Source organism: Komagataeibacter oboediens (assembly GCF_003207815.1).
GTDB classification, from domain to species: Bacteria; Pseudomonadota; Alphaproteobacteria; order Acetobacterales; family Acetobacteraceae; genus Komagataeibacter; species Komagataeibacter oboediens.
On sequence record NZ_NKTX01000003.1, the window covers coordinates 1 to 24,681 of the forward strand.

A 24,681-nucleotide genomic window follows, 5' to 3' on the forward strand; every position below is an offset into this window, starting at 1 on the left:
GATCATGGACAGGCCTGCACCGACACGCCCTGATGTCCATGATGGCCTACGCCTTTCTCCAGTCCCGGCGCCTTACGGCGGTCGGGCGGAAAAAAAAGAGTCACCGGCCCACCGCCACAGCCCAGTCTGCCAGCAATACGACAGGCCATTCTTGATCGCATCCTACGACCACCTATCGGGCAATGCCCGCACTGTGGAAACCTTCTACTCCAGACCTCGCAACATATTCTGCCAAAGTAGTGTTAGGGCCGGTCGCAGCTTTCGGTCAGGGTGTTATAGACCTGACCCTTCGGGCAGGTGACGGACCTGGCGGGTGCGGACTGGCCCGTTGCCGGCTGTCCCTGCTGTGCCGGGGCAGTCTGGTCGGTCAGGAGCGTGGACAGGTCCTTGTCATAAACGGAATCATCTTCCGGTGCGTTATTGCCCGTACCGTTATAGATTTCAGGCGCGGCCTGATAGCTGGCGCCGGCTGCGGCCGCCCCCATGGCGGCGCCCATGCCATAGCCCATACCATAGCCCATGCCGTAGCCGCCCCAGCCCCAACCCCAGCCGCCCCATCCACCCCATGGATAGCCCCAGCCGACATAGGCGGGGTAGTAGCCGCCGCTCCATCCACCCCAGCCCCAACCGCCGCCTCGCCAGCCACCGCCCCGGCCACCACCGCGCCAGTCACCGCCACCCCGGCCGCCGCCGTGCCAGCCATCGCCGCCCCGGCCGCCGCCGAAGCCGCCACCGCCACCATGGAAGCCGCCGCCCCCACCCCCGCCATGCGGTTCGGCATGGGCGACCGGTCCGCATGCGATCAGTGCCAGCAGCGCACCTGTCATGACATGTTTCAGCTTGAGCATGTTCCATTCCTGCATATCTGAATGCGATGTATCGCAGAAAATCACCCGTCCGGAAAAGACGTGGCCTGTCACGTGGCCGGATTGCCCCATGGTAACCGGCGTCATGGTGGGCTGCCTGATACCTGCCGTCCGGTTCCGGGCAGCGTGTGCTCCATATAGGTATTTTCCGTCCGGTTTGCACCTGTACGCAGGTCAGGGCATGACACCATAAAAAATGGTCAACGTGGCATATGAAATTATTGCAGCCTGTTCTAACGGTATCCATCGGACCTGGTTCGGGTCAGCATGGGGCACGCATGCATCTGTCAGGATATCGGGATCAGGACATTGTCACCGTGGGGTTACAGAAATATCCGGATGCGCCACATTCCCTCCGTTTTCTGCATTCATATGTATTTAAAGTGCCATGAACAATAAAAACCATACAGAAAATATGAATCGTGTTGTAGAAAAAACAAGAAACAAGAATTCTATATGGATTTTTCTTGGCGTATTTTTTGTATGTGTTCTTCTTGCCCCGCATGTGGCGTTTATTACCGCGCATGTCTCGTTATCCAGCAATGAAGGGTGGAATGCCTATCTGGCGCAGCGTGCCATAGGGCTGGACCACGCGCCGCTATACCCGCCATCGGACCAGATGGTGTTCAATAATTACCCGCCCAGCTCGTTCTATGTCGTCGGCCTGTTCGGCTGGCTTGTGGGGGACATGATCGTGGCGGGGCGGATCATCTCGCTTCTGGCGCTGCTGTATTGTGCCTGGGCTACGGGACGCATCGTCCTTGCCTGTGGCGGAACACGGGCGGGGGCGTGGCTGGCCGGTCTGCTGGTCATGATCTATTCCGCCGTGTTCTACAGCGATTATGTCGCCATGGATGATCCGCAATGGCTGGGGCAGGCCGTCATCATGACGGGCTTCATGGTGCTGCTGGGCAATGGTCGCGAACCGGGGCGGTCTGGCGCGTGGCGGCCTTTCTGCGCGGGTTTCATCATGGTGGCGGGACTGACCTTCAAGCACAACATACTGGCCTTGCCCGTGGCGGTGCTGGTGTGGCTGCTGCTGACCGACCGGCGTCATGCCGTGGCGTGGATGGGGGGATGCCTGCTGTCGCTATGCCTGCTGGGAGGGCTGTATTACGCCAGTTTCGGCCCGGATTTTGTACAGGGCGTCCTTGGTCACAAGCGCATTTTCCGTGCGTATGGCCTGCTCAAGGGACTGGGTAACGTGCTGGGGCTGAGCGGCATGGTGGTATCATGTGCATTCGTGCCCTGGCTGCGTCTGAGGCATCGGTACGGCCTGTTGCTGGGGCTGTATCTGGGGTTGGCGGCGGCATCGGCCATCGTGCAGCGCACGGGCATGGGCGTATCGCATAATGCCTGTTTCGAGGCGCTGATCGCCGCCAGCCTGTGCGCGGGGCTGGCCATGTCGTCCCTTGCAACGGGGGCACGGATGACTGGCCGCGTCCCCGCCCGCGCCGTCCTTGTCGGCATGGTGGGGCTGAACCTGCTGCCGGTCATGGTCAGCATGCCAGCCTATGTCCCTTATCTGTACCGCGTCAGCGTGACCAGCATCGCAGAGCATATCGACGCATCGAACGAAACGGTCGCCGCCGTGCGCGCCATTGATGGCAATGTTGCGTGTGAGACGCTGGCCCTGTGCTATTGGGCTCACAAGCCGGTGGTGATGGATTTCTTCAATTATTCCCAGCATGTCGCGGTCACGCATGACGCCACGGCGCTGGAGCGCGTCGTGGACCGGCATGATATTGCGGCGTTCGTCAGCAATTCACTCTTTGATACGCAGGAAGACGTCTGGGAGTTTACGGACCTGTGGCGCATTATCCGCGCGCGCTATACCCATGCACGGCTGCAGGGCGTGGCCTACATCGTAACGCCCTGATCGTGGCGGTGGTGGCGCGGCATGCGCGCCGCCACACACGCGGTGTTACGGGTGGCCTACCCCCCGCAGGCGATGCAGGGTGATGATGGCTGCCGTCAGCACGATGGCGGCACAGGTCTGGTGCACCGTTCCCGCCCATACCGGCACCACCAGCAGTAGCGTGGTGATCCCGAGTGCGTACTGCAGCAGCACCAGCCACCCCAGTACCGCCAGCGCATTATGGACATCCTGACCCAGTTGCGGCGTGCGCAGTCCCAGCACGATGGTACCGCCAATGACCAGCGCCGTGGTGGTGGCCAGCAGCCGGTGGTCGAACTGGACGGCCGGGATGTTCTGGAACCAGTTCAGCCAGAACGGGTGCAGCCGCGCATAGCCCTGCGGGATCAGGTGCCCGTCCATGAGCGGGAAGGTATTGTAGGCAAAGCCCGCATGCGTGCCTGCGGTAAAGCCGCCCGCGATGACCGTGATGCCCACCAGCAGGCAGATGGCCCAGACCAGACGGTGAACACGCACGACCTCGGGCGTTGCAGGAATGAAGGCGGGACGCGGCGTGCGCACGGACAGCGCCGTCCACAGGATGGCGATGTACAGTGCGAAGGCGCAGCACAGGTGCAGCACCAGCCGCACGGGGGCGACCGCCGTGCTGTCGGGGTTGAAGCCCGACGCCACCATGAACCAGCCGATGGCGCCCTGCAGGCCGCCCAGCACGAAAAACAGGACCAGCCGCAGCGCCAGCCCACGGTTCAGCGCGCCGGTGATGGAAAACCAGACCAGCGGCACCAGCAGGACCAGCCCCATGAGCCGCCCCCAGAACCGGTGCGTCCATTCCGCCCAGAATATCTGCTGGAACCCGGACAGCCCGAATCCGTCATGCAGGATTTTGTACTGCGGAATGGTTTTGTACAGCGCGAACTGCCGTTCCCATTCTGCGTGGCTCAGTGGCGGGATCATGCCGGTAATGGGCCGCCAGTCCATGATGGACAGGCCCGATCCGGTCAGGCGGGTATAACCACCCAGCGCAATCATGCCGACCAGCATGAAGCAGATTGCAAACAGCCACGTCGAGATACGCTGCCGGTTGCGCAGCTCCTGCGCGGACGGGGGCGTACGGCCCATCAGGGAGCCATTTCGGGAATATGCAGACATAACCGGATTTAGACCGCCCTTGCAGTCCGCCGCAAGGCGATGCTAGGCGCGAAGAAGTAAATCGCAGTCGGAAAACGGGACGCACGCATGACATTATCGCACGCCGCACGGCCTGCACCCCCTGCGCGGCCCGCGTTGCGCGCGCTGGTCCGGCCCATCGTGCTGCTGGCGGCCTTTGTCGGGCTGGCCGTGGTCCTGGGCCGCCTGCCGGGGGTACGCGCCATGCTGACGGCTGGCCCCGCCATGCATGCGGGCGGGGAAGGGGTGGCGATATTCGTGCTGGCTGCCAGCGCGTTCTGTGCGTCTGGCCTGCCACGCCAGGCGGTGTGTTTTGCCGCGGGTGCCGCCTATGGAATCGGGGGGGGCTGCGTGCTGGCCACGCTGGCGACCGTGACGGGCTGCCTGTTCGGATACAGCTGGGGACGGTGGGCGGGACGGCCGCGCATGCCCGCGCGGTTTGCGGCAACCATGGCGCGGCTGGATGGTTTCGTGCGTCAGGAACCCTTTGTATCCGTGCTGACGCTGCGGCTCATGCCGGTGGGGTCGGCGCTTGTCCTCAATCTGGCTTCGGGCATGCTGGGGGTGCGGGTCGTGCCGTTCGTGATGGCCACCATGCTGGGCAGCCTGCCGCAGACCGTCGTGTTCGTGCTGGTGGGGTCGGGTATCCGGCTGGAGGGGCCATGGCGCATCGGGGTGGCTGTTATGCTGTTCGCCCTGTCCGCGTTGCTGGGGTTGTGGCTTATGCGCCGCATGCGCGCGCGCCGCCTTGACACCGCATGGGTATCGCGATAGCGAATTGCAGTAATGTCGTAATTAGATGGTGAAAAAGTGGACCCTGCTGGTCTACTAGTCTGCACGATCTTTCAATATGGAGTGCCTCATGGGCTCATCCGCAACGGCGGGCCATTCAGCGGAAAAGCCCGTGCCGGAAACGACTGTCCGCCCATTGGGGTGGATTGCGATCCTGCTGGGGTTCCTGACCGCGGTCGGCCCTGTTTCCACCGACATCTACCTTCCGGCCTTTCCAGAACTGGAATCGACGCTGCACGGACGCGCGGGTTCGGCGCAGATGACGCTGGCCATATGGTTCGTCGGGCTTGCGATCGGGCAGATCACCATGGGGCCGCTGTCGGATCGTTTCGGTCGGCGCAGGCCCATGCTGGTGGGGACGCTGGTCTATACGCTGGCATCGGTCGGGTGCGCGATGGCGCGCGACATTCCCACTTTTTCGTTTTTCCGCCTGATCGCGTCGCTTGGGGCATCGGCCAGCCTGATCATTCCCAGTGCCTGCGTGCGCGACATGTCGCATGGCAATGAATCAGCCCGCCTCATGTCGCGGCTGGTGCTGGTGATGGGGGTCGTGCCCATTCTTGCGCCCACGTTGGGGGGCATGGTGCTGTCGATTGCGTCGTGGCGGTCGATCTCCTGGGCATCGGCGGTATATGGGCTGATCTGCATCCTGTTGATCTGGCGCGTGCTGCCTGAAACGCTGAAACCCGAAAACCGCAGTGAATTTTCGCCCGTCACCCTGTTCAGCCGCTACGTGATGCTGGCGCGTGACCGCGGGTTCATCACGCATGCCATGATTGCCGGTTTCTCGTGCTTCATGTCCTTTACCTACCTGTCGGCGGCCCCGTCGGTGTTCCGTGGCCTGTTCGGCCTGTCGGCGGCGCATTTTGGCATGCTGTTCGGCGTATTCGCGGTGTGCATGATCGGGGCGTCGCAGCTGAATGGCATGCTGGTGGGGCGGATCGACGCGACCCGTATCCTCGGGTTTACGGTGGGGATCGCGTTGGTGGGGACCGTCGCCATGACGGCCATGGCCATTGTCATTGCCTTCGCCATGCAGCACGGCGGCCATGCGCCGATGTGGATGATGGGGTGCCTGATCCTGACCATGATGGTGTCGCTGGGCACCACGGGCATCATTGGTCCCAATGCCACGGTCGGCGCGCTGGCCGATCACCCGCGTTTCGCGGGCAGTGCCTCCGCATTCGTGGGCACGTTGCAATACGTGCTGGGCGCGGTGGCCGGGGCCTTCGTCGGCATGTTGCCGACCAATTCCCCCATTCCCATGGCCGGCGTCATGCTGATGGGGGCTGCGATCATGCTGGTCATGGCGCTGCTGCGTCCCGCACGCCCCCCTGGCAGCACGGTGGCAGGGCAGGAATAAAGTCTTCCCCGTCTGCAACGGCCCGGGCGTGCGCGCCTAAGCATGTGCCCCGCGTCCGGTTGGGGTTGTCGCCCCGCCGTGTGGCGGCTACAGCGGGGGGCCGTCCGCAGGGGCGACATTTTCGTGAACGGGGCAGGCATGTCCCGGATCTGTATGACCACGCAACGGGGACTGCGCACCGATCATGACGACTGCCAAGATCGACCTGAAACAATATATCCGTAACATCCCGGATTTTCCCAAGCCGGGTATCCTGTTCTACGATATCTCGACCCTGATGCGGAATGCGGATGCGTGGCAGATTGCCATGGGCCGTCTGGCCGCGGCGGTCGCCCCATGGGCGCCGGACATGCTGGCCGCCATCGAATCGCGCGGGTTCCTGACGGCGGCCCCGCTGGCCAGCCGCCTTGGCTGCGGGCTGGTCATGCTGCGCAAGCCCGGCAAGCTGCCCGGTGAGACCGTGTCCCACAGCTATGACCTGGAATACGGTTCCGATTCGCTGCATATCCAGTCCGATGCGATCCAGCCGGGGCAGCGCGTGGTGGTCATGGATGACCTGCTGGCCACGGGTGGCACGCTGGTGGCATCGGTTGCGCTGCTGCGTAAGGTAGGGGCCGATGTCGTGGGGGCCGCCACCATGATCGAACTGACGGGGCTTGGTGGCCGCGGCCGGCTGGATGTCCCGGTCAAGACCCTCGTTTCCTACGACGAGTAGACCGGCAGCGCCGGGCATATGGTATGCGGCATGCGCTTTCTTCCATGTTGCCAGCGGGTTGTTGGCCTGTGCGCCGGGCCGCTATGATGTACAGTGTGGATGGATTGTATCTGAACAGGGGAGCCTGATGCCGGGATGAAAGGTCTTGAGCTTTCCCTGATCCGTTTTCAGAATCAGGTCCGTGATTTTTTCAGGCGCCTGTGGCCGCCGGGCATGACCCTGCGGCAGGATCACCTGCGCTGGCTGTACGCGCCCGGCATCTTTACCTTCGGTTACGCGCTGCGGACCACCATTACCTCCCTCATCGCGCTGGGCATTGCCCTGTGGTGGGAACTGGGCAGCCCGCAATGGGCGGCGCTTACGGTCTGGATGGTGGCGCAGGGCACGCGTGGCAAGAGTGTCGCCAAGGCGCGATGGCACCTGTTTGGCATGGTGGTCGGCACGATCTGCGCCGTGCTGCTGGTGGCAGCCTTTCCACAGGCGCCGCTCATGTTCATTCTCCTGCTGGCGATCGGGATCGGCACGTTCTGCTTTATCGGGACATTGCTGCCCGGTCCCGCGACCATGACCAATTACCGTATCCACGGCATGCGCGCGAGCGGCTTTACCTACGCCATCATCTCGCTCGACGGGATTGCCGATCCCGAGCATATCTTCATGACGGCCATGGCGCGCGCGACCTATATCGTGCTGGGCATCGTTCTGGAGAGCTCCGTCTCCTCCCTGTTTCAGTTCAAGCTGGAGGAGCGCGCGCAGGATCGCCTGGCCGCCAATTTCCTGACGGCCATCAACGGGGCGGCCCAGACCCTTGCCTCCCTGCTGTCGGGGGATACGCAGGTGCTCAAGAAGGCGCGTGGCGTCTTTTCCAATATCACCACCCTGAGCGACCAGATCGAATTCGCGGAAGTGGAGATGGGATCCCACCGTGGGCATGAAGGCGACCATGCGCGCGCCGCCCTGGCCCGGGTGGCCATGCTGCTGTCACGCGGTCTGGACCTGGCGGCTCTGATGCAGGGACCATGCGGCATGCCCGATGCCGCTTTCTCCGCAACATCAAGCAAGGTGGAAGCCTTCCTCAAGGATATGGCGTCACAGCTTGAAGCCAGTGATGACATCCATCCCGTCCTTGCCCGCCTGGCAGCACTTCAGGCCGCATGCCGGCAGAGCGTGGCTGACTCGCTGGATGAGGAAATGGGCAGTCCCGGCAGCGCGCCCACCGATCCGCAACTGGTGCAGATGCTGTCGCAGCAGCGCATGCTCAATTACGCGCTGGGCGAGATACTGGATGAACTGGAACAGGCGCTGATCCAGTTCGACGCCAGCCGCCATCCACTGCTGCATGACCATTTCCACTACCGGCTCAAGACCTTCCGTGACTGGCAGCAGGCATTTACCAACAGCCTGCGGGCGTCGGTCACCATTTTCGGATCGGGGCTGATCTGGGTCACGACATCATGGTCATCGGGGCTGACCTTCATGATGTTCGTCTCCATTGTGTGCAGCCTGTTCTCCACGCTGGAAAAACCGGCACTGGCCACGCGGGCGTTCCTGGGTGGGGCGATCATTGCCTCGATCGTGGCGGGGATACTGGTGCTGTGGCGCCTGGCTGAACCTACTACGTATGAAATCATGGCCGTGTGCCTGTTCCTGCCCATGCTGGCGGGGGGGCTGGCCTTTGCCTATCCCGCGCTGGTGCTGGGGGCGGTGTCGTACAACCTGTTCCTGCCCATCCTGCTGGGACCGGGCAACCAGTCGCGACTGGATGAAGTCGCATTCTTCAATACCGCCATGCCCCTGGTGCTGGGGCTGTGGTACGCCATGTGGTCGTTCCGGCTGGTCCTGCCGTTCGATACGAATGACATGCGCTGGCAGATGCGTACCGGCATCCTGCGCGGGCTGCGTTATATCGCGCGTGCGCGCAACCTGCCCACCACGCTGTATGTGGTTGAACATAACGTGGACCGTTTCGTTCGCCTGCTGACCAATGCCGAAAATACGCCCGATACGATTATCGATGCGTATCTGCAGGGTATCCTGTCGGCCATGACCATCGGGCTGAATGTCATCCGGCTGCGCGCAATTCTTGAACGTCACCTGCTTCCGCCCGAGGCGCAGCGTGCGGTCAGTGACATGATGGGCCGCATGGCGCAGTTCAGCGGCCGGTATGGTGGCCATTATGGCCGCACGGCGCGATCCGCCAAATTCGCCATTTTCCATCTGCAGCAGATGGCGGGACAGGCGGATAATCTGGGCGTGCGGCTGGAAATCGACAGTGCGCTGACGTGCCTGTACGTGATTTCCTATGAACTGGATCACAATCAGAAGTTCTTCGATGCATCCAGCCCCTATCTTGATCCGGTCATGGCCTGACGCTGGCCTGCCGTGATGTACGTGTGCGGGACGTGGGCATGACTGGCGCGGGGGTTCGCCGGGTGACGGGAGAATAAAAAAGGGGCGGCACCGGAATGGCGCCGCCCTTTTCTGTCGTGTCTGCTTGTAGGTATGGACCGGTTCAGTTCGTTTCCTGCTGCCGGGCCACGAAGTTTTCCAGCCAGTGAATGGTGTAGTCACCCTTGCGGAACTGGGGATCTTCCAGAATCCTGCGGTGCAGCGGAATGACCGTCTTGACCCCTTCGATCACGAATTCATCCAGTGCGCGGCGCATGCGCTCGATGGCTTCAAGCCGCGTGGGCGCACGCACGATCAGCTTGGCGATCATGCTGTCGTAATAGGGTGGCACGCGGTAGCCCGCATACAGCGCACTGTCGATTCGCACGCCCAGCCCACCCGGCGGGTGATAGACAGTGATCGTGCCCGGCGTGGGCATGAAGGTCTGCGGGTCTTCCGCATTGATGCGGCATTCGATCGCATGACCTGAAAACGTGATATCCGGCTGGCTGTAGCCAAGCGGCTCACCCGCCGCGATGCGGATCTGTTCGCGCACCAGGTCCACGTCGCACACCATTTCCGTCACCGGATGTTCCACCTGCAGGCGGGTGTTCATCTCGATGAAGCAGAACTGTCCGTCCTGGTACAGGAACTCCAGCGTGCCGGCGTTGCGGTAGCCGAGCTTGGTCAGGGCGGAGGTGGCGATCGTGCCGATTTCGTCACGCTGCTTTGCCGTCAGCGCGGGCGAGCCCGCCTCTTCCAGCAGCTTCTGGTGACGGCGCTGGAGCGAGCAGTCACGTTCGCCATAATGCACGACGTTGCCATGCGTGTCGGCCATGATCTGCAGTTCGATGTGGCGCGGCTTGTCGAGGTATTTTTCCAGATACACCTCGTCATTGCCAAAGGCGGCGCGGGCTTCGGTGCGGGCGACGCTCCATGCTTCCTCAAGGTCGGCCTCGGTGGGGGCGACCTTCATGCCGCGACCGCCGCCGCCGGCAGCCGCCTTGATCAGCACGGGATAGCCGACCCTTGCCGCCACTTCACGTGCCTGTTCAAGGTTTTCCAGCGCGCCATCCGATCCGGGGACCAGCGGCACGCCCAGCGCCTTCATGGTGGTCTTGGCGGTGATCTTGTCACCCATCATGCGGATATGTTCCGCCGTCGGCCCGATGAAGGTGATGCCGTGGGCTTCGACCGTTTCCGCGAAATCGGCGTTTTCCGACAGGAAGCCGTAACCGGGATGGATCGCATCCGCACCGGTAATGGTGGCGGCCGACAGGATGGCCGCGACATTAAGATACGAGTCGCGGCTGGCTGGCGGCCCGATACACACGGCTTCATCCGCCAGGCGGACATACATGGCGTCCGTGTCGGCCGTGGAATGCACGGCAACGGTCCGGATACCCAGTTCGCGACAGGCCCGCAGGATGCGCAGGGCGATCTCGCCACGATTGGCAATGAGGATCTTGGAAAACATTACTCTATGATGACCAGCGCTTCGCCAAATTCGACCGGGTCGCCCGACTGCACCAGAATCTTGCTCACGGTGCCGGCGCGCGGGGCCTTGATCTGGTTGAAGGTCTTCATCGCCTCGATCAGCAGCAGCGTCTGGCCCGCGCTGACCTGCTGGCCTTCGGTGATGAATGGCGGGGAAGACGGGTCGGGCGCCAGATAGGCGACACCCACCATCGGGCTGGTTACGGCGCCGGGGTGCTTGGCCGGATCGGTGACCGTTGGGGTCACAGGCGTCGCAGGTGCCACGGGGATGGGCGCGGCGGCCACGGGGGCCGGGGCCGGCACGGCGTGGGCGACCGGTGCTGCCGCGCGGACAACACGGATGCGGTTGTCCTTTTCCGCGATCTCGATTTCGGTCAGGCCGGTATCGGTCAGAATTTCAGCCAATGCCCGAATGGCATCCGCATCCACGAGCAGTCGGCTCATTGATCGTCCTCGTCCAGAATCATGTCTGTCATGGCCTGAAGCGCAAGAGCATACCCCCGTACGCCCAGCCCGCATATGACGCCAATGGCGGCACGGGAGACGTAGGAGTGATGACGGAAGGCTTCACGGCGGTGAATGTTGGAAATGTGCACCTCGATCACAGGCAGATCAACGGCAAGAAGCGCGTCAAGGATTGCAACCGAAGTGTGGGAATAGGCCGCCGGATTGATGATGATGCCGCGTGCGCGGCCCCGGCATTCCTGTATCCATGAAACGAGTTCCCCCTCCCCATTGGTCTGGCGGAAGTCGATGGCCACATCCAGGCGTTCGGCGGCCTGGACACAGACCTGTTCCACGTCATCCAGGGTGGCGTGACCATAAACCTCGGGCTGTCGCAGTCCGAGCATGTTCAGGTTGGGGCCGTTCAGCACGGCAATGAGAGGGCGCTCCATGATGCACGCGCCTAGCACGCCCGCCGCCCGGTTCCAAGTCCGATCATGGCAGGTGTGGCGTACATGCCCCCTTCAGCACCCGTGCCGGGGTGGTATCGGGAGATATGACGCTATTGGTATGATATCGGCGTCCCACATGTTATGGGGGGGCATGACAGGATATCCCGATCAGCCGCATGCTGGCGTGGGGATGGGTCGCGGCGCGGCGCGGTTTGCGTGGCCGGTGGTTGTGGCGTGTCTCATGCTGGCGGCATCCGGCGCCGTGCAGGTGGCCTGTGCCGCGGTCAGGCATGGCGCGGTCATGGGGCGGCACGGTGGGCGTGGCGTCGTACGTCGGCCTCCTGCCATGACACACGTCCCCGCACACTGGAGCCAGCACGGGCTGGCCAGCTGGTACGGCACCGGCCGGCAGCTGGGCCACACCTCGGCATCGGGCGAAATGTTTGATCCCGGTGCGCTGACCGCAGCCCATCCCCAGCTGCCACTTGGCACGCGGGTGCTGGTGTCCTCGCGCCAGACGGGGCGTTCGGTCGTGGTCAGGGTGAATGACCGGGGGCCCTATCACGGCCACCGCATCCTCGATCTGTCGCCCGAGGCGGCGCGCCAGCTGGGCATGATGGGTAGGGGGACCACGCAGGTCGATGTCCGGCCCCTGCCGGGTGATGAGGAAGAAGTGGCCAGCGCGCCGCGCTGAAGCTGTCCCGGCCTGATTACAGGCTCTGGTGCTTGGTCCAGCCTTCCATGGTCTTTTCGGGCGCGCAGCGCAGTTTCATCTCGATTTCCAGCCCGGCATTCAGTTCGGCGCCGAGCAGCACGACATATGCCGAGACATAGAACCACATCATGATGGCGATGAACGCGCCCAGCGGCCCGTACGTGGCGCTGTAGCCCGCGATATGGCTGACATAATAGGAAAATCCCGCCGACGACAGCAGCCACAGCAGCGTCGCCCCCACCGATCCGGGCAGGATGCAGCGCCAGTATGTATGGGGCCGGTTGGGGCCGAAGCGGTACAGCAGGGAACACAACGACAGCACGAACAGCAGCATGAGCAGCGGCCCGCCCATGTGTACCAGCAGTTCGACCGACCCCGGCGGGGGAGCAAGCGACAGCCGCTGCGGCAGGTAGTCCAGCAGGAACGGCAGCGCCACCATCAGGGCCAGTGTCAGGATCCCGCCGCAGATCGAACAGAACGTAAGTCCCATGCCCATGGCCTGGAACCGCAGGAAGCTGCGTGTTTCCGGTGTGTTGTAGGCGACGTTCATGGCCATGATCAGCGACCGCGTGGCGGCCGAAGCCGACCATGTGGCGATGGTGGTCGATATGATCAGGTTGAGCGTAAGCGATGAATGCGATTCGGCCACCAGCAGGTGGATGCGGTCCCCGATCATGTCATAGGCGGATGGCGGCAGCAGGTTGCGCAGGACCACCAGCTGGGGTTCCACCGTCTGCGGATCGAACAACAGGCCGTACAGGGAGATAAGCGTACTCATGGCCGGAAACAGCGACAGGGTGGCATAGAACGCGCACCCCGCCGCAGCCAGCGTGATCTGATCGGATACGATGTTGCGGGCGACCTGTTGCGCCACCTTCTTGACCTGCTGCATGGAAAACTGCGGCAGGCAGTGCGCAGGCGGTGGAATGTCCGTCATATCGATTTCGGGAGAAGAGGAACCAATCAAGGGGCGCTTCGTGTCCTGTTTACGGTCATGAATGGGCAGGCCGGCCATTGGGGCGGCATGTGTATATTGTGCCACGATCATGTGACCTTAGATGAAAAACTTCCCCAGGGGATGATTTTTCTATTGCGTCACGCGCGTATTGTCCGCATATGCGCTCCCTACGCAACAACGCACGTGCCACTGGCCCTCTGAGGTTACGCAACGACGTCAAGCGTTCTGGCAATCGGGCCACCACAGGGTGGGGGTCCTTAATTGGTCGCTGGTCCGTTAGACCGTTTCGCAACATCTGTCCGTTTGTGCAATTCCAGAATTGTGTTCATCCGGGCGGCAGTACAGAAGGGATTTGGGTGCGATGACTCCCAAAATCGCTCGTTATCTGGCTGAGCAGTCTCCTGCTACGCCATGCCTTGTCGTTGACGTTGACCGGGTGGAGGAACGCTATCGCGCACTGCGCGAGGCGCTGCCGCTTGCCCGGATCTATTATGCGGTCAAGGCCAATCCCGCCCGGGAAATCCTGACCCGCCTCGTGGGGCTGGGTTCGGCGTTCGACGCCGCGTCGTGGGAAGAAATCTCCATGTGCCTTGACGCGGGTGCGCGTGCGGCGGACATTTCCTTTGGCAACACGGTCAAGAAGGCATCCAACATCGCCCGCGCCTTTTCTGCTGGCGTGGACATGTTCGCCTTCGACTGTGTGGAAGAACTGGAAAAGCTGGCCCGCCATGCGCCGGGTTCGCGTGTCTACTGCCGCCTGATCGTGGAAAACGAAGGTGCCGACTGGCCGCTGTCGCGCAAGTTCGGCACGACGCTGGACAATGCGCGTGACCTCATGCTGCGCGCCCGTGACCTTGGTCTGGACCCGTATGGCCTGTCCTTCCATGTGGGCAGCCAGCAGACGGAAACCGGCGCGTACGAAGCCGCCATCGCACGGGTGGGCATGCTGTTCACCGACCTGAAGGCGGCGGGGCTTGACCTGCGCATGGTTAACCTGGGCGGTGGGTTCCCCATCCGGTACCGCGACGACGTGCCGGGCATCGACAGCTTTGCGCTGGCGATCAGCCACGCCATGACGGAGCATTTTGGCAACGACCTGCCGGAAATGATTGTCGAGCCGGGCCGCTTCATCGTGGGTGACGCCGGTGTGGTGTCGTCCGAGGTGGTGCTGGTCAGCCGTCGCGGCATCGATGACGGTGTGCGCTGGGTCTATCTTGATATCGGGCGTTTTGGCGGCCTGGCGGAAACCGAGGGTGAAGCGATCCGCTACGGCATCCGCACCCCGCATGACGGTATGGCGACCGGACCTGTCGCCATTGCCGGTCCGACCTGCGATGGTGCGGACATCATGTATGAAAAGACCCCCTATGACCTGCCGCTGGGGCTGGAGTCGGGGGACCGGATCGAACTGCTGTCCACCGGGGCGTATGTCTCGACCTACTGCTCGACCGGGTTCAATGGCCTGAAGCCGATCCAGGAACATTATATCTGATACGCCATTTCCCTGACCGGGGGCTGGCAATGCAGGGCGGCGGGATGAAGGTCTTGCCGCCCTTCGCATATCGGGGGAATACACACGGCAGGTTCAATCATGCCGGAGGTGTCGTTCCCGTGTCCTTTTTCCCAATGCTGCGCATGCTTGGCCTGTCCGCCATCCTGTCCGGTGTGGCTGTGGCGCAGGCCTGTGCTGCGCCTGCGCTGGTGCATTCCGAACCTGCGGCAGGGCAGCGGGTCGCTGCGGGCAACGTTGCCCTGAAACTGTCGTTCGACACCGTGATCGACCCGTTCCGCGCGCGCCTGCTGCTGCTTGGTCCCAGCGGCGTGCCACAACTATTGCCCGCATCGCCCATTGATGATGAACAGCAGTCCATTGCCACGAACGTGGCGCTGACGCCGGGGCATTATGTTTTGCACTGGCGCATGCGGGCCAGGACCGGCGACCCGGTGCAGGGGACGCTGCCGTTTGATGTGGGCGCCCCCGCAGCACCCGTTACGGCCAGATAGGCAAGCCAGCATGAAAGATTGACAAACAGGAATAAAAGTTTTTGGGCGCCGCATTTTTTCAAAAAGGCGGCGTTCTTCGAAGCTTTTTGAAAAAAGCTTCACCCAAAAACTTCTCTTTTTTTATTCCACAGCGGCCCGCAGCCCGGCCCCTGCCGCCAGCGGGCACAGGGGAATTGCCGCCGCCAGAAAGGCGCCCAGCAGTTCAAGGTCCGGCCCCCATGACAGGCCGGTCTGGGCCGCATCCAGCGCCGCCGCGCCAAAAATCAGCGCGGGCGTGGTCAGCGGCAGCACCAGCAGTGGCAGCAGCACGCCGCCCCGCCGCGCGCCCAGCACCACCGACGCCGCCATCCCTCCGATCAGCGACAGGATCAGCGTGCCAAGGAACAGCCCGGTCAGCAGCACCACCATGCTGCCCGAAGGCATGCCCAGCATGATGGCCAGCGGCCCCGCCGCCAGCAGCAGCGGCAGGCCGGTGGTCAGCCAGTGGGCCATCATTTTCGCCAGCGCGATGAGGGAGGCGGGCAGGCCGGTCATGAGCAGCTGGTCCAGTGACCCGTCCTCCAGCTCCGCCCCGAACAGGCGGTCCAGAGGTAGAAGGGCGGCCAGCAGCGCGCAGACCCAGACAATGCCCGGCGCCATGCGGCGCAGCAGTTCGGGCGAGGGGCCAAGCGCCAGCGGGAACAGCGCGCCCGCAAGGATGAAGAACAGCACGGCGCCCAGCGTATCTGCCCCATGGCGCAGCGCAAGCCGCAGGTCACGTTCCAGAATGGCCATGATGAGGGAGGGAATCTGGAATTTCACAGCAGGTCGTCCTCGGGGAAATCCTCCATCGGTTGCGGGATGTCGGATTCGTTCAGGCCCGGCAGCGCCAGCGTGCGGGCATTGGGAAGGGGCAGGGGAACGTGGGTGGTTGCAATCACAATTCCGCCAGCCTGCCGATGTGCCGCGAACAGGCCGCCCAGCAGGTCCATCGTGTTGATGTCCAGCCCCAGGCTGGGTTCATCCAGCAGCCACAGCGGCGCCTGCGCCAGCAGGACGCGCGCCAGTGCCGCGCGTCGTTTCTGTCCCGCCGACAGCATGCGCGCGGGCAGGTCGGCCAGTCCGGAAATATTAAGCGATTTCATGCACAAATCGGGATTCCCGCCACTTGCGCGGGCCGCCAGCGTCAGGTTTTCGCGCAGTGTCAGCCCCAGCTTCAGCGCGTCCTGATGACCCAGATAGGCCACCCGTCCGGCATGCTGGCTGCGATCGGCCAGCGCATCGACGCCGGACCACAGGACATGGCCGCCTTCAGGTTTGCGCAAACCCGCAAGCACACGTAGCAAAGTGGACTTGCCCGCGCCATTTGGCCCGGTCAGGAGCAGCGCATCACCCGCATCCAGCGTAAAGCCGACACGGTCCAGAACCAGCCGTTCACCGCGGAAAACCGATATATTTTCCACTTCCAGCAGGGGGCGGCCGGGGGGAGTAAAGGCAGGAATGACAGAAATCCTCCGATCGGTGGGTGATGGGACAGGCGGGCGGAAAAAAACGCCTGCTCCCGCTTTCTTGTTACCGGCTCCAGCTTGTGTCGCAACCGCGTCCGGGTATGTTCTACCCCCGTTGGGAGATCAAGCAGGTTGTCCCCGACAAGGCCGCAAATCCCGCGCCATGGAAGTGGGGCAGGGAAAAACGGTCATACGGGACGATCCGTTGCTGATGCCTCGGAGGAAACAAAGCCAATGAAGACGGTTGGGCACGACTCAATGAAAACGGGCCGCACACTGAATGTGGACGGCAAGACCTACCATTATTTCTCGATCCCGGAAGCTGAAAAGACGATCGGCTCCGTCAGCCGCCTGCCGGTCAGCCTGAAGGTGCTGCTGGAAAACGTGCTGCGATTCGAGGACGGACATTCCTACTCGGTCGAGGACGCCAAGGCCATCGCCGGATGGCTGAAGGAAGGGCGCAGCACGAAGGAAGTTCCCTTCAAGCCCGCGCGTATCCTCATGCAGGATTTCACCGGCGTTCCCGCCGTGGTCGATCTGGCCGCGATGCGCGACGGTATCCTGAAACTGAAGGGCGACCCGCAGAAGGTGAACCCGCTGGTTCCCGTCAACCTGGTGATCGATCATTCGGTCATGGTGGACGTGGCGGGTTCTCCCGAAGCGCTGCAGGACAACGTGACCATCGAGTTCGAGCGCAACGGCGAACGCTACGCCTTCCTGCGCTGGGGCCAGGAAGCGTTCGAAAACTTCTCCGTTGTTCCGCCGGGCACGGGGATCTGCCACCAGGTGAACCTGGAATACATCGCGCAGGCGGTGTGGACGGCAAATGTGGATGGCAAGGACTATGCCTATCCCGACACCCTGTTCGGCACAGACAGCCACACCACCATGGTCAATGGCATGGGCGTGCTGGGCTGGGGCGTTGGCGGGATCGAGGCGGAAGCCGCGATGCTGGGCCAGCCGATCGCCATGCTCATCCCCGACGTGATCGGCTTCAAGCTGGTTGGCAAGCTGCCTGAAGGTGCGACCGCCACTGACCTGGTGCTGACCGTCACCCAGATGCTGCGCAAGAAGGGCGTTGTCGGCAAGTTCGTCGAATTCTTCGGCCCCGCCCTTGACCATCTTCCGGTTGCCGACCGTGCGACCATCGCCAACATGGCACCGGAATATGGTGCGACCTGCGGCTTCTTCCCCGTAGACAACCTGACGCTGGATTACCTGCGCCAGACCGGCCGTGAAGAACACCGCATCAAGCTGACGGAAGAATACCTGAAGGCGCAGGGCATGTTCCGCCATGCCGAATCGGCGCATCCCGTGTTTACCGATACGCTGGAACTCAACCTTGAGACCATCGTGCCGTCCATCGCAGGCCCCAAGCGCCCGCAGGACCGCGTCGTGCTGAAGGGTGCGGACAAGGCGTTCGAGAAGGAACTGACCGGCAGCCTGGGCGTGCCCGAAGCCGACAAGGACAAGAAGGCCAAGGTTGCTGGCACCAATTACGAGATCGGCCATGGCGATGTCGTGATCGCGGCCATCACGTCGTGCACCAACACCTCCAACCCTGCCGTGCTGATCGCGGCTGGTCTGGTGGCGAAAAAGGCACGTGCGCTGGGGCTGAAGCCCAAGCCGTGGGTCAAGACCTCGCTCGCGCCGGGATCGCAGGTGGTGACCGACTACCTCAACCGCGCCGGCCTGCAGGCCGAACTGGACGCGATGGGCTTCAACACCGTGGGTTATGGCTGCACGACGTGTATCGGCAACTCCGGCCCGCTGGAAGATCACATCGTCGATGCGATTGAAGGCAACAAGCTGGTCGCGGTTTCGGTGCTTTCGGGCAACCGTAACTTCGAAGGCCGTATTTCGCCCAACGTGCGCGCCAACTACCTGGCCAGCCCGCCGCTGGTCGTGGCGTATTCCCTGCTGGGCACCATGCGTGAGGACATCACCACCACCCCGCTGGGCACCTCCAAGAACGGCAAGCCGGTGTACCTGAAGGACATCTGGCCCACCAACCACGAAGTCGCCGCCCTGATGGGCACCGCGATCACGCGTGAGGAGTTCATCAACCGCTACAAGCACGTCAGCCAGGGTACGAAGGAATGGCAGGCGCTGAAGGTCGCCACCGGTTCCGAGACCTACAAGTGGGATCCGTCCTCCACCTATGTGCAGGACCCGCCGTACTTCCAGGACATCACGCCCGAACCCAAGCCGCGTGGCGACATCATCGGTGCCCGTCTGCTGGCGCTGCTGGGTGACAACATCACGACCGACCACATCTCGCCTGCTGGCGCGATCAAGGAAAGCTCGCCTGCCGGGCAGTACCTTGAGGCACATGGCGTCGCGAAAAAGGACTTCAACTCCTACGGTTCGCGTCGCGGCAATGACCGTGTGATGGTGCGTGGCACGTTTGCCAACATCCGCATCAAGAACGAGATGCTGCCCGGCACCGAAGGGGGCGTGTCCAAGCACTTCCCGGACGGCAAGGAAGGCTCCATCTACGATGTCGCGATGGAATACAAGAAGGAGGGCGTGCCCCTGGTCGTGATCGGCGGCAAGGAATATGGCATGGGCTCCTCACGCGACTGGGCGGCCAAGGGCACCCTGCTGCTGGGCGTGCGTGCGGTGATCGCTGAAAGCTTCGAACGTATCCACCGCTCCAACCTGGTGGGCATGGGCGTGCTGCCCCTGCTGTTCGAGGAAGGTACGACGCGCAAGACGCTGGGCCTGAAGGGCGACGAGACCTTCGAAATCCGTGGTCTGGACAAGATCACGCCACGGATGACGATGACCATGACCATCACCCGCGCCGATGGCTCCAAGCAGGACGTGCCTCTGCTGTGCCGCGTCGATACGCTGGATGAGGTGGAGTATTTCCGCAATGGCGGCATTCTCCAGACCGTGCTGCGTGGCATGACCAAAGCCGCGTAATCATGGTGCCTGTCCCGGCCCTGACCGGGATGGAATGAAAAGGACGGCGGCCCGTATCACGTGGGCCGCCGTTTTTTATGGGCAGGGCATATATGCATGATCGGCATAGGTAATCGGGATTACCGTTGCATTTTACACATATCCGTGGTGCCTTTTCTCTATATTGTGCATAAATGAGATGCCGTTTAGAACAATGACTATGTAATAACATAGTTAAGGGTGCTGAGGCTTCATGGATCTGCTTTCTGCCTTGCATAGCTTCGTCCGTGTGGCCGCCACGGGTTCATTCTCGGCGGTATCAAGGGAGACGGGGGCAAGCCAGCCCACCATTTCCCGCCATATTGCGTTGCTTGAAGCCCATTACGGCGCGACGCTGTTCGCCCGGACCACCCGCAGCCTCATGATGACCGAAGACGGGCGCAGCCTGCTGCCGCACGCCTATGAAGTGCTGGAAATCCTTGAAACGGCGGAAACGGCCCTTGGTCGCCGTCGTGCAGCGGTGTCCGGCCTTGTGCGCCTTGGCGTGACCACGGCGTTTGGTCTGTATCTGACCAGCCGGCTGGGCAGCCTGCTGGAGGAACATCCCGATCTGTCGGTTGAACTGGTCATGCGTGACGGTTTTGGCGACCTGGTGGAAGAAGGGCTGGATCTTGCCATCCGCATCGGGTCCATTGCCGAAGGATCGCTGATTGCCCGCAGGCTGGGTTCGGTCCATCGCTGCGTGGTGGCGTCGACCGATTACCTTGCCCGCCGTGGTACGCCGGAACATCCACGTGACCTGCTGAACCACCCCTGCATTGCCTACAGCTATGGCGGCACCCGTCATGACTGGCAGTTCGGCCGGAAGGGTGAAGCTGAAACCACTGTCGCGGCCAGTGGCCCGTTCCGTGCCAATAGCAGCGAGGCCGTGCTGCAGGCGGTACGCGCGGGGCTGGGGATTGGCATGCTGCCGACATTCCAGGTGGAAGAGGACATCGCTGCCGGCCGTCTCAAGCACCTGCTGCCGGAATGGACAATTCCGGAACTGCCGTTTTATGCCGTGCACACCGGGCCGCGTACGTTGCCGCTGCGCACTCGTACCGTGCTGGACTTCCTGATCGAGATTTCAGACGTATTGCGGCAGGGCTAGGCCACGCATTGCGTCTGTCCCGGCTGGGTCATGACAGTTGCCGGGTACCCCTTTTTTCAGAAAGGTGACGTTTTCTGAAGCGTTCTGAAAAAAGCTTTACCAGAAACTTCTGTTTCTCATCAAAGAACTGTCTGTTTTCAGTCCAGTGGGCTGCCCCGGCCGGGCTGCGGGGCAGCGGGATCACGCGCAAGCCGTTCACGCTGTTCCTCGCTTGAGGCCAGCATGTCGCTGTTGAACCCGTCATGCAGGACCTGCGCCCAGCCAGCCATCCACGTATTCGTGCGTTTGACGAAGTCGCTGGCGGCAGGCTGCTGGCCCAGCGTGTCCTTGACCCAGTAATCCGGTGTGCGCAGCATCTTGGTGCTGTCGGTATTCACGGGATTGAGGAAGATGGTCACCGTTTCGACATTGACGTTGTGGTCACCTGCGGGCGTGCTGTAGCTCCACCCGGCCTTCAGCAGCACGGGCGGCAGGACGAAACCTTCTTCACGCAGCCGGTTGGCGATGATGGCCGTACGGTTGATGGAAGCGGGATAGACCGCCGTGGTGAACCAGCATTCCATGGCGGGCGGATGTGCGGTCAGCACGCGGGACATGTAGTTCCGGTCGTCATGGCAACTGGAATCAATGGAGGAAATGGCCGTTTCCGGCACGGGCTGGGTGCTGCCTTCCGCCCCGATCATGCCGGTCACCACATGGCCTTCCACGCGGATCAGGACGTTTTCCAGCACTTCCCCGTGCGGACCATTGATGATGTTCATGACCGGGTGCCATGTGCCCGCAGGTAGCGGCAGGATACGGCCTGCGAACGGGATTGCCTTGGTCAGCCGGTCGGTAATCGGCATCATTGTAATGACACCGTCTTCCCCATTGCTGTCCCCGCTGCCTTCACCTTTTGCAGGGGCATCATGCATGCCCAGCCGATTATGGATATTCGCAGACAGCGCAGCCAGACGGGGCACCAGCCGGAGCAGGTAGGCTGGCGGGAAAATCAGCGTCAGCACCGTAAACGGCACGATCAGGTACAGGCAGAACCGCCATAACGGCGCACGATGCCACAAACGCGAGAAAGCAGACATTCAGCAGTCCATGCCGCAGGCGGTCATGCCTTTCCCCACCTGGGAAACAGGCAGGGCACCGTGGTCCGTCAGGGCTGGCCGGGACTGGAAACGTGATACCACCCGCATGGATCAGGAACTGATCCGCGCGCGCTGGGCATCGCGTTCTTCGTCTGCGATTTCGGCCACTATGCCGTCTTCACTGGAGACAACGCGCACCAGTTTCGCCCCCTGCTGGCGGGCGGTGATGAGCGAGTCGCTGATCATGTCCTCAATGGATCGGGCCAGATCACGCGCACTGGCGGCGGGCCCCATGCGGTCCTGCCTGCGCATGACTTCAAACAGCAGCGCGGGATCAATGCCGCCGGTTTCGACCTTCAGGCCATAGCTGTCGATCATGGCCTCGATCTCAAGGGCGGAGACACGCGCGATGTCGAGTCCTTCCAGCGGACGGAAAATGAAAATGCGGTCCAGACGGTTCAGCACTTCCGGCGCGAAACCGGCCTGGCGCAGGGCTTCGACCGATTCGGCGCGCATCTTGTCGGGTTCATCTGCCAGCCTGTCCGCAATTTCGGTCAGGGCTTCGGTGGCGATGTTGGATGTCAGGATGAAGATGCTGCGTACGGTGGAAATCTGCTGCCCGGTGGAGGCCTCGGTCACGTGTCCGTCGTTCCATGCGGTCAGGAATTTCTTGAAGACGTCGGGATGCGCCTTCTCGATTTCATCCAGCAGGACCACCGCGTCGGGCTTTTCCTTCAGCCCGCCGGTCAGCTTGCCGTACGTATCCGACCCCACATACCCCTTGGGCGAGCCGAACAGCTGGGTCGCGGCATGGGGGGAACTCATCTGCGTCATGTCGAAATTCAGCAGCGGACGGTCAAGCTGGCGGGCCAGCTGCTTGGCAAGATAGGTCTTGCCCGTGCCCGGCGGGCCTGCCAGCAGGAAGATGCCCACCGGCTTGCCGCGCACCTGCAGAGCCAGACGGCGGCGCAACTGTGTCGCCACGTCCTCGCATACCTGGTCCTGCCCGATCACGCGGGCACGCAGGCTTGCGGCCAGTTCCTCCGCGTCGATCACGGTTTCTTTCTGTTCGCGCGCCAGCATTTCCTCCAGCGCGCTGCGATTGGTCAGCCTGGCGAGTACGTCCATTATCCATCCCCGTCTGCGTCGGATCCCCTTGCGGGCCAGTTTTTCGGCCCGGTTCTCAAACCACAGCCCGGTCAGCGCCAGCAGGGCGCTGGCCGCTGCCACGACCGGATAGGCCGGGGCACACCATTCCATGAAATGCCGCAGGCTGGCGAGCGAAAGATGCAACGCCATTGCGGCCTGAAAGCTGCCCAGCACCAGGAAAATGACCATGATGAGGGGTACCAGCCGTTCCATCAGGGCCGGATAGAGCGGTTTCATTGCACAACTACCCCGATCACGATTTCCGTGTCACGCGTCAGCACCGGCAGCGCGGTGGGGCCCGGCACGAAGACCGCGCCCGCGTGGATGCCCGCAGGACCGGGATCGCCCGCCGCGGTAATGGACACGTTGCCCGCCACGCGGATGGGCAGGATCACGCTTTTGGGCTGAGGACCCAGATGCACGGTCTGCACCAGCCCCAGCGACTGCACGTTCACCACCGCGTTGCTGCCGGTCATGTCATACATGGGCATGTCGGCCAGGATGATGTCCCGCCGTTTCAGCGCGGCCAGGATCTCGGCCTGCTGCTGTATGGAATAGGACGTCTGGCGTAGCATGTCCGCCGCACGGTCGGGGGAGATCATGGGCATCTGGCCCATCATGTCGGGGCGGTTCTGCACCGGGGCGTTCAGCATGAGGTGCGTGCCATCGCTGGTGCCACCACCGCCCGCCTCGGCCGCGACGGGGGGTGTCTGGCTGCTGCTGCCCCCTTCGCGCGCGGCCATGAAACCGCCCGTGCCCAGACCGCCGCCCGCGACGACGGCAGCGATCAGCCCCACTACAACCAGCCGGCGGCTGGATGAGCGTTCACTGCGTTCCCGAGTGGGCTCCGGCGGTGAGTTCAAGGGCGTCATGCGTGCATAATGTGGGTCACGGGTGTGATCTGGCAAGACGTTAAGATGCAGGAAATGTAACGCCCGGTCCGATATATAGTTCTTGCGGTCAGCGTGGGCGTGACCTATGTTACGGGCAATTCCTTCATCTCTGGTTTTTCTTTGGGGGGTGGCCGCAAGGCTGCCTTTTTTGCATTGGACGCTGATCTGCCTTTCCTGACGGGCCTTGATGCCCGTATTGCCGAAATGATCGCGCCAGCGCTGGCCGACATGGGCTTTGACCTTGTGCGCGTGGCGGTGCTGGGGCGCGAATCCCCCACCGTGCAGATCATGGCGGACCGTGCGGATGGCACGCTGATCGCCATCGAGGACTGTGAACAGATCAGTCATGCGGTGGGCGCGATACTGGATGTCGAGGACCCGCTGCCGGGTGCCTGGACACTGGAAGTGTCCTCCGCCGGGATCGACCGGCCGCTGACCCGCGCCAAGGACTGGGAACGGTTCGCGGGGCACCTCGCCCGGGCCGAGATGAACATGCCCGTCGACGGTCGCAAGCGTTTTTCCGGGATCGTGCTGGGTGCGCGTGACGGCCACGGCCTGATGCGGCTGGATGACGGGACCGAGGTCGCGCTGCCTTTCGCTGACATGCGCAAGGCGCGTCTTGTCCTGACCGATGAACTGATCGAGGCGAGCGCCCGGATGATGAAGCCGGACGCCGCCAGCGACGAAAACGGGCCGGAGGAGGATGCCTCCCCGGCCGGAACGCAGAAGGCCCCTGGCAAGCCCGACCGCAAGCCGGCGCGCAAGGCCAACTGAACGAT

22 protein-coding genes and 1 pseudogene are annotated in these 24,681 nt (G+C 62.8%); 12 read left to right on the plus strand and 11 right to left on the minus strand.

What is annotated here, in order from left to right; translation table 11 throughout:
• Positions 1-155: pseudogene (locus tag CFR80_RS19730) on the plus strand (IS701 family transposase); the annotation flags it as partial.
• Positions 156-242: 87 nt separating this feature from the next.
• Here the strand turns inward: CFR80_RS19730 and CFR80_RS02905 are convergent.
• Positions 243-953, minus strand: coding sequence for a hypothetical protein (locus tag CFR80_RS02905; protein ID WP_258367719.1), 711 nt, complete (start codon positions 951-953; stop codon positions 243-245).
• Between the two features lie 301 nt (positions 954-1,254).
• Between CFR80_RS02905 and CFR80_RS02910 the strand changes: the two genes are divergently transcribed.
• Positions 1,255-2,745 carry a glycosyltransferase family 87 protein gene (locus CFR80_RS02910; RefSeq protein ID WP_010514697.1) on the plus strand — a complete coding sequence of 497 codons (1,491 nt, stop codon included), beginning with the start codon at positions 1,255-1,257 and terminating at the stop codon, positions 2,743-2,745.
• A 45-nt stretch (positions 2,746-2,790) separates the two neighbouring features.
• On the opposite strand, the gene CFR80_RS02915 is transcribed toward CFR80_RS02910, so the two are convergent.
• Positions 2,791-3,861, minus strand: coding sequence for a COX15/CtaA family protein (locus CFR80_RS02915; protein WP_010514699.1), 1,071 nt, complete (start codon positions 3,859-3,861; stop codon positions 2,791-2,793).
• Between the two features lie 117 nt (positions 3,862-3,978).
• On the opposite strand from CFR80_RS02915, the gene CFR80_RS02920 reads away from it, so the two are divergent.
• The 4 genes from CFR80_RS02920 to CFR80_RS02935 all read left to right on the plus strand — a co-directional run bounded on the left by CFR80_RS02920 (position 3,979) and on the right by CFR80_RS02935 (position 9,149).
• Positions 3,979-4,683 carry a TVP38/TMEM64 family protein gene (locus tag CFR80_RS02920; protein WP_110507078.1) on the plus strand — a complete coding sequence of 235 codons (705 nt, stop codon included), beginning with the start codon at positions 3,979-3,981 and terminating at the stop codon, positions 4,681-4,683.
• Between the two features lie 88 nt (positions 4,684-4,771).
• The gene (locus CFR80_RS02925) at positions 4,772-6,064 is read left to right on the plus strand and encodes a multidrug effflux MFS transporter (RefSeq protein ID WP_110507079.1); all 1,293 of its coding nucleotides are present in this window, start codon (positions 4,772-4,774) and stop codon (positions 6,062-6,064) included.
• A 184-nt stretch (positions 6,065-6,248) separates the two neighbouring features.
• The gene (locus CFR80_RS02930; protein ID WP_010514703.1) at positions 6,249-6,779 is read left to right on the plus strand and encodes an adenine phosphoribosyltransferase; all 531 of its coding nucleotides are present in this window, start codon (positions 6,249-6,251) and stop codon (positions 6,777-6,779) included.
• Positions 6,780-6,914: 135 nt separating this feature from the next.
• The gene (locus CFR80_RS02935; RefSeq protein WP_010514704.1) at positions 6,915-9,149 is read left to right on the plus strand and encodes an FUSC family protein; all 2,235 of its coding nucleotides are present in this window, start codon (positions 6,915-6,917) and stop codon (positions 9,147-9,149) included.
• Positions 9,150-9,291: 142 nt separating this feature from the next.
• Here CFR80_RS02935 and accC read toward each other — a convergent pair whose 3' ends face one another.
• The 3 genes from accC to aroQ are packed head-to-tail and all read right to left on the minus strand — an operon-like array spanning position 9,292 to position 11,560.
• Positions 9,292-10,644 carry an acetyl-CoA carboxylase biotin carboxylase subunit gene (gene accC, locus CFR80_RS02940; RefSeq protein ID WP_010514705.1) on the minus strand — a complete coding sequence of 451 codons (1,353 nt, stop codon included), beginning with the start codon at positions 10,642-10,644 and terminating at the stop codon, positions 9,292-9,294.
• The gene (gene accB / locus CFR80_RS02945; RefSeq protein ID WP_010514707.1) at positions 10,644-11,108 is read right to left on the minus strand and encodes an acetyl-CoA carboxylase biotin carboxyl carrier protein; all 465 of its coding nucleotides are present in this window, start codon (positions 11,106-11,108) and stop codon (positions 10,644-10,646) included. The genes accC and accB overlap by 1 nt, the downstream gene beginning before the upstream one ends.
• The gene (gene aroQ / locus CFR80_RS02950) at positions 11,105-11,560 is read right to left on the minus strand and encodes a type II 3-dehydroquinate dehydratase (protein WP_010514708.1); all 456 of its coding nucleotides are present in this window, start codon (positions 11,558-11,560) and stop codon (positions 11,105-11,107) included. The genes accB and aroQ overlap by 4 nt, the downstream gene beginning before the upstream one ends.
• A 151-nt stretch (positions 11,561-11,711) precedes the next feature.
• On the opposite strand from aroQ, the gene CFR80_RS02955 reads away from it, so the two are divergent.
• A complete protein-coding gene (locus CFR80_RS02955; RefSeq protein WP_110507080.1) occupies positions 11,712-12,254 on the plus strand; it encodes a septal ring lytic transglycosylase RlpA family protein in 543 nt (180 codons plus the stop codon).
• Between the two features lie 16 nt (positions 12,255-12,270).
• On the opposite strand, the gene CFR80_RS02960 is transcribed toward CFR80_RS02955, so the two are convergent.
• The gene (locus CFR80_RS02960; RefSeq protein ID WP_042658878.1) at positions 12,271-13,212 is read right to left on the minus strand and encodes a YihY/virulence factor BrkB family protein; all 942 of its coding nucleotides are present in this window, start codon (positions 13,210-13,212) and stop codon (positions 12,271-12,273) included.
• 382 nt (positions 13,213-13,594) lie between these two features.
• Between CFR80_RS02960 and CFR80_RS02965 the strand changes: the two genes are divergently transcribed.
• Positions 13,595-14,725 carry a type III PLP-dependent enzyme gene (locus tag CFR80_RS02965; protein ID WP_048856820.1) on the plus strand — a complete coding sequence of 377 codons (1,131 nt, stop codon included), beginning with the start codon at positions 13,595-13,597 and terminating at the stop codon, positions 14,723-14,725.
• 119 nt (positions 14,726-14,844) lie between these two features.
• Complete coding sequence (locus CFR80_RS02970; protein ID WP_042658879.1) at positions 14,845-15,237, plus strand: copper resistance CopC family protein; 393 nt, start codon at positions 14,845-14,847, stop codon at positions 15,235-15,237.
• A gap of 120 nt (positions 15,238-15,357) precedes the next feature.
• Here the strand turns inward: CFR80_RS02970 and ccmB are convergent, their stop codons facing one another.
• Entirely contained in the window at positions 15,358-16,011 is a 654-nt protein-coding gene (gene ccmB / locus CFR80_RS02975) for a heme exporter protein CcmB (protein ID WP_039734178.1), read from the minus strand.
• Positions 16,012-16,034: 23 nt separating this feature from the next.
• Positions 16,035-16,679, minus strand: a complete 645-nt coding sequence (gene ccmA, locus CFR80_RS02980) for a heme ABC exporter ATP-binding protein CcmA (protein ID WP_010514714.1) — start codon at positions 16,677-16,679, stop codon at positions 16,035-16,037.
• 279 nt (positions 16,680-16,958) lie between these two features.
• Here ccmA and acnA point away from each other — a divergent pair, with 279 nt between their 5' ends.
• Positions 16,959-19,652: an aconitate hydratase AcnA gene (acnA, locus tag CFR80_RS02985; RefSeq protein ID WP_010514715.1), complete on the plus strand. Its 2,694-nt coding sequence runs from the start codon at positions 16,959-16,961 to the stop codon at positions 19,650-19,652.
• Between the two features lie 232 nt (positions 19,653-19,884).
• Positions 19,885-20,781, plus strand: a complete 897-nt coding sequence (locus tag CFR80_RS02990) for a LysR family transcriptional regulator (RefSeq protein WP_110507081.1) — start codon at positions 19,885-19,887, stop codon at positions 20,779-20,781.
• Between the two features lie 137 nt (positions 20,782-20,918).
• On the opposite strand, the gene CFR80_RS02995 is transcribed toward CFR80_RS02990, so the two are convergent.
• The 3 genes from CFR80_RS02995 to CFR80_RS03005 form a co-directional block, all read right to left on the minus strand.
• Positions 20,919-21,860: a hypothetical protein gene (locus CFR80_RS02995; RefSeq protein ID WP_010514719.1), complete on the minus strand. Its 942-nt coding sequence runs from the start codon at positions 21,858-21,860 to the stop codon at positions 20,919-20,921.
• Positions 21,861-21,971: 111 nt separating this feature from the next.
• On the minus strand, positions 21,972-23,246 hold the full coding sequence (locus CFR80_RS03000; protein ID WP_010514722.1) for an AAA family ATPase: 1,275 nt from the start codon (positions 23,244-23,246) through the stop codon (positions 21,972-21,974).
• Positions 23,243-23,872: a hypothetical protein gene (locus CFR80_RS03005; protein WP_029329511.1), complete on the minus strand. Its 630-nt coding sequence runs from the start codon at positions 23,870-23,872 to the stop codon at positions 23,243-23,245. The genes CFR80_RS03000 and CFR80_RS03005 overlap by 4 nt, the downstream gene beginning before the upstream one ends.
• A gap of 183 nt (positions 23,873-24,055) precedes the next feature.
• Between CFR80_RS03005 and rimP the strand changes: the two genes are divergently transcribed.
• A complete protein-coding gene (gene rimP / locus CFR80_RS03010; protein ID WP_039736653.1) occupies positions 24,056-24,676 on the plus strand; it encodes a ribosome maturation factor RimP in 621 nt (206 codons plus the stop codon).
• Positions 24,677-24,681: the final 5 nt, after the last annotated feature.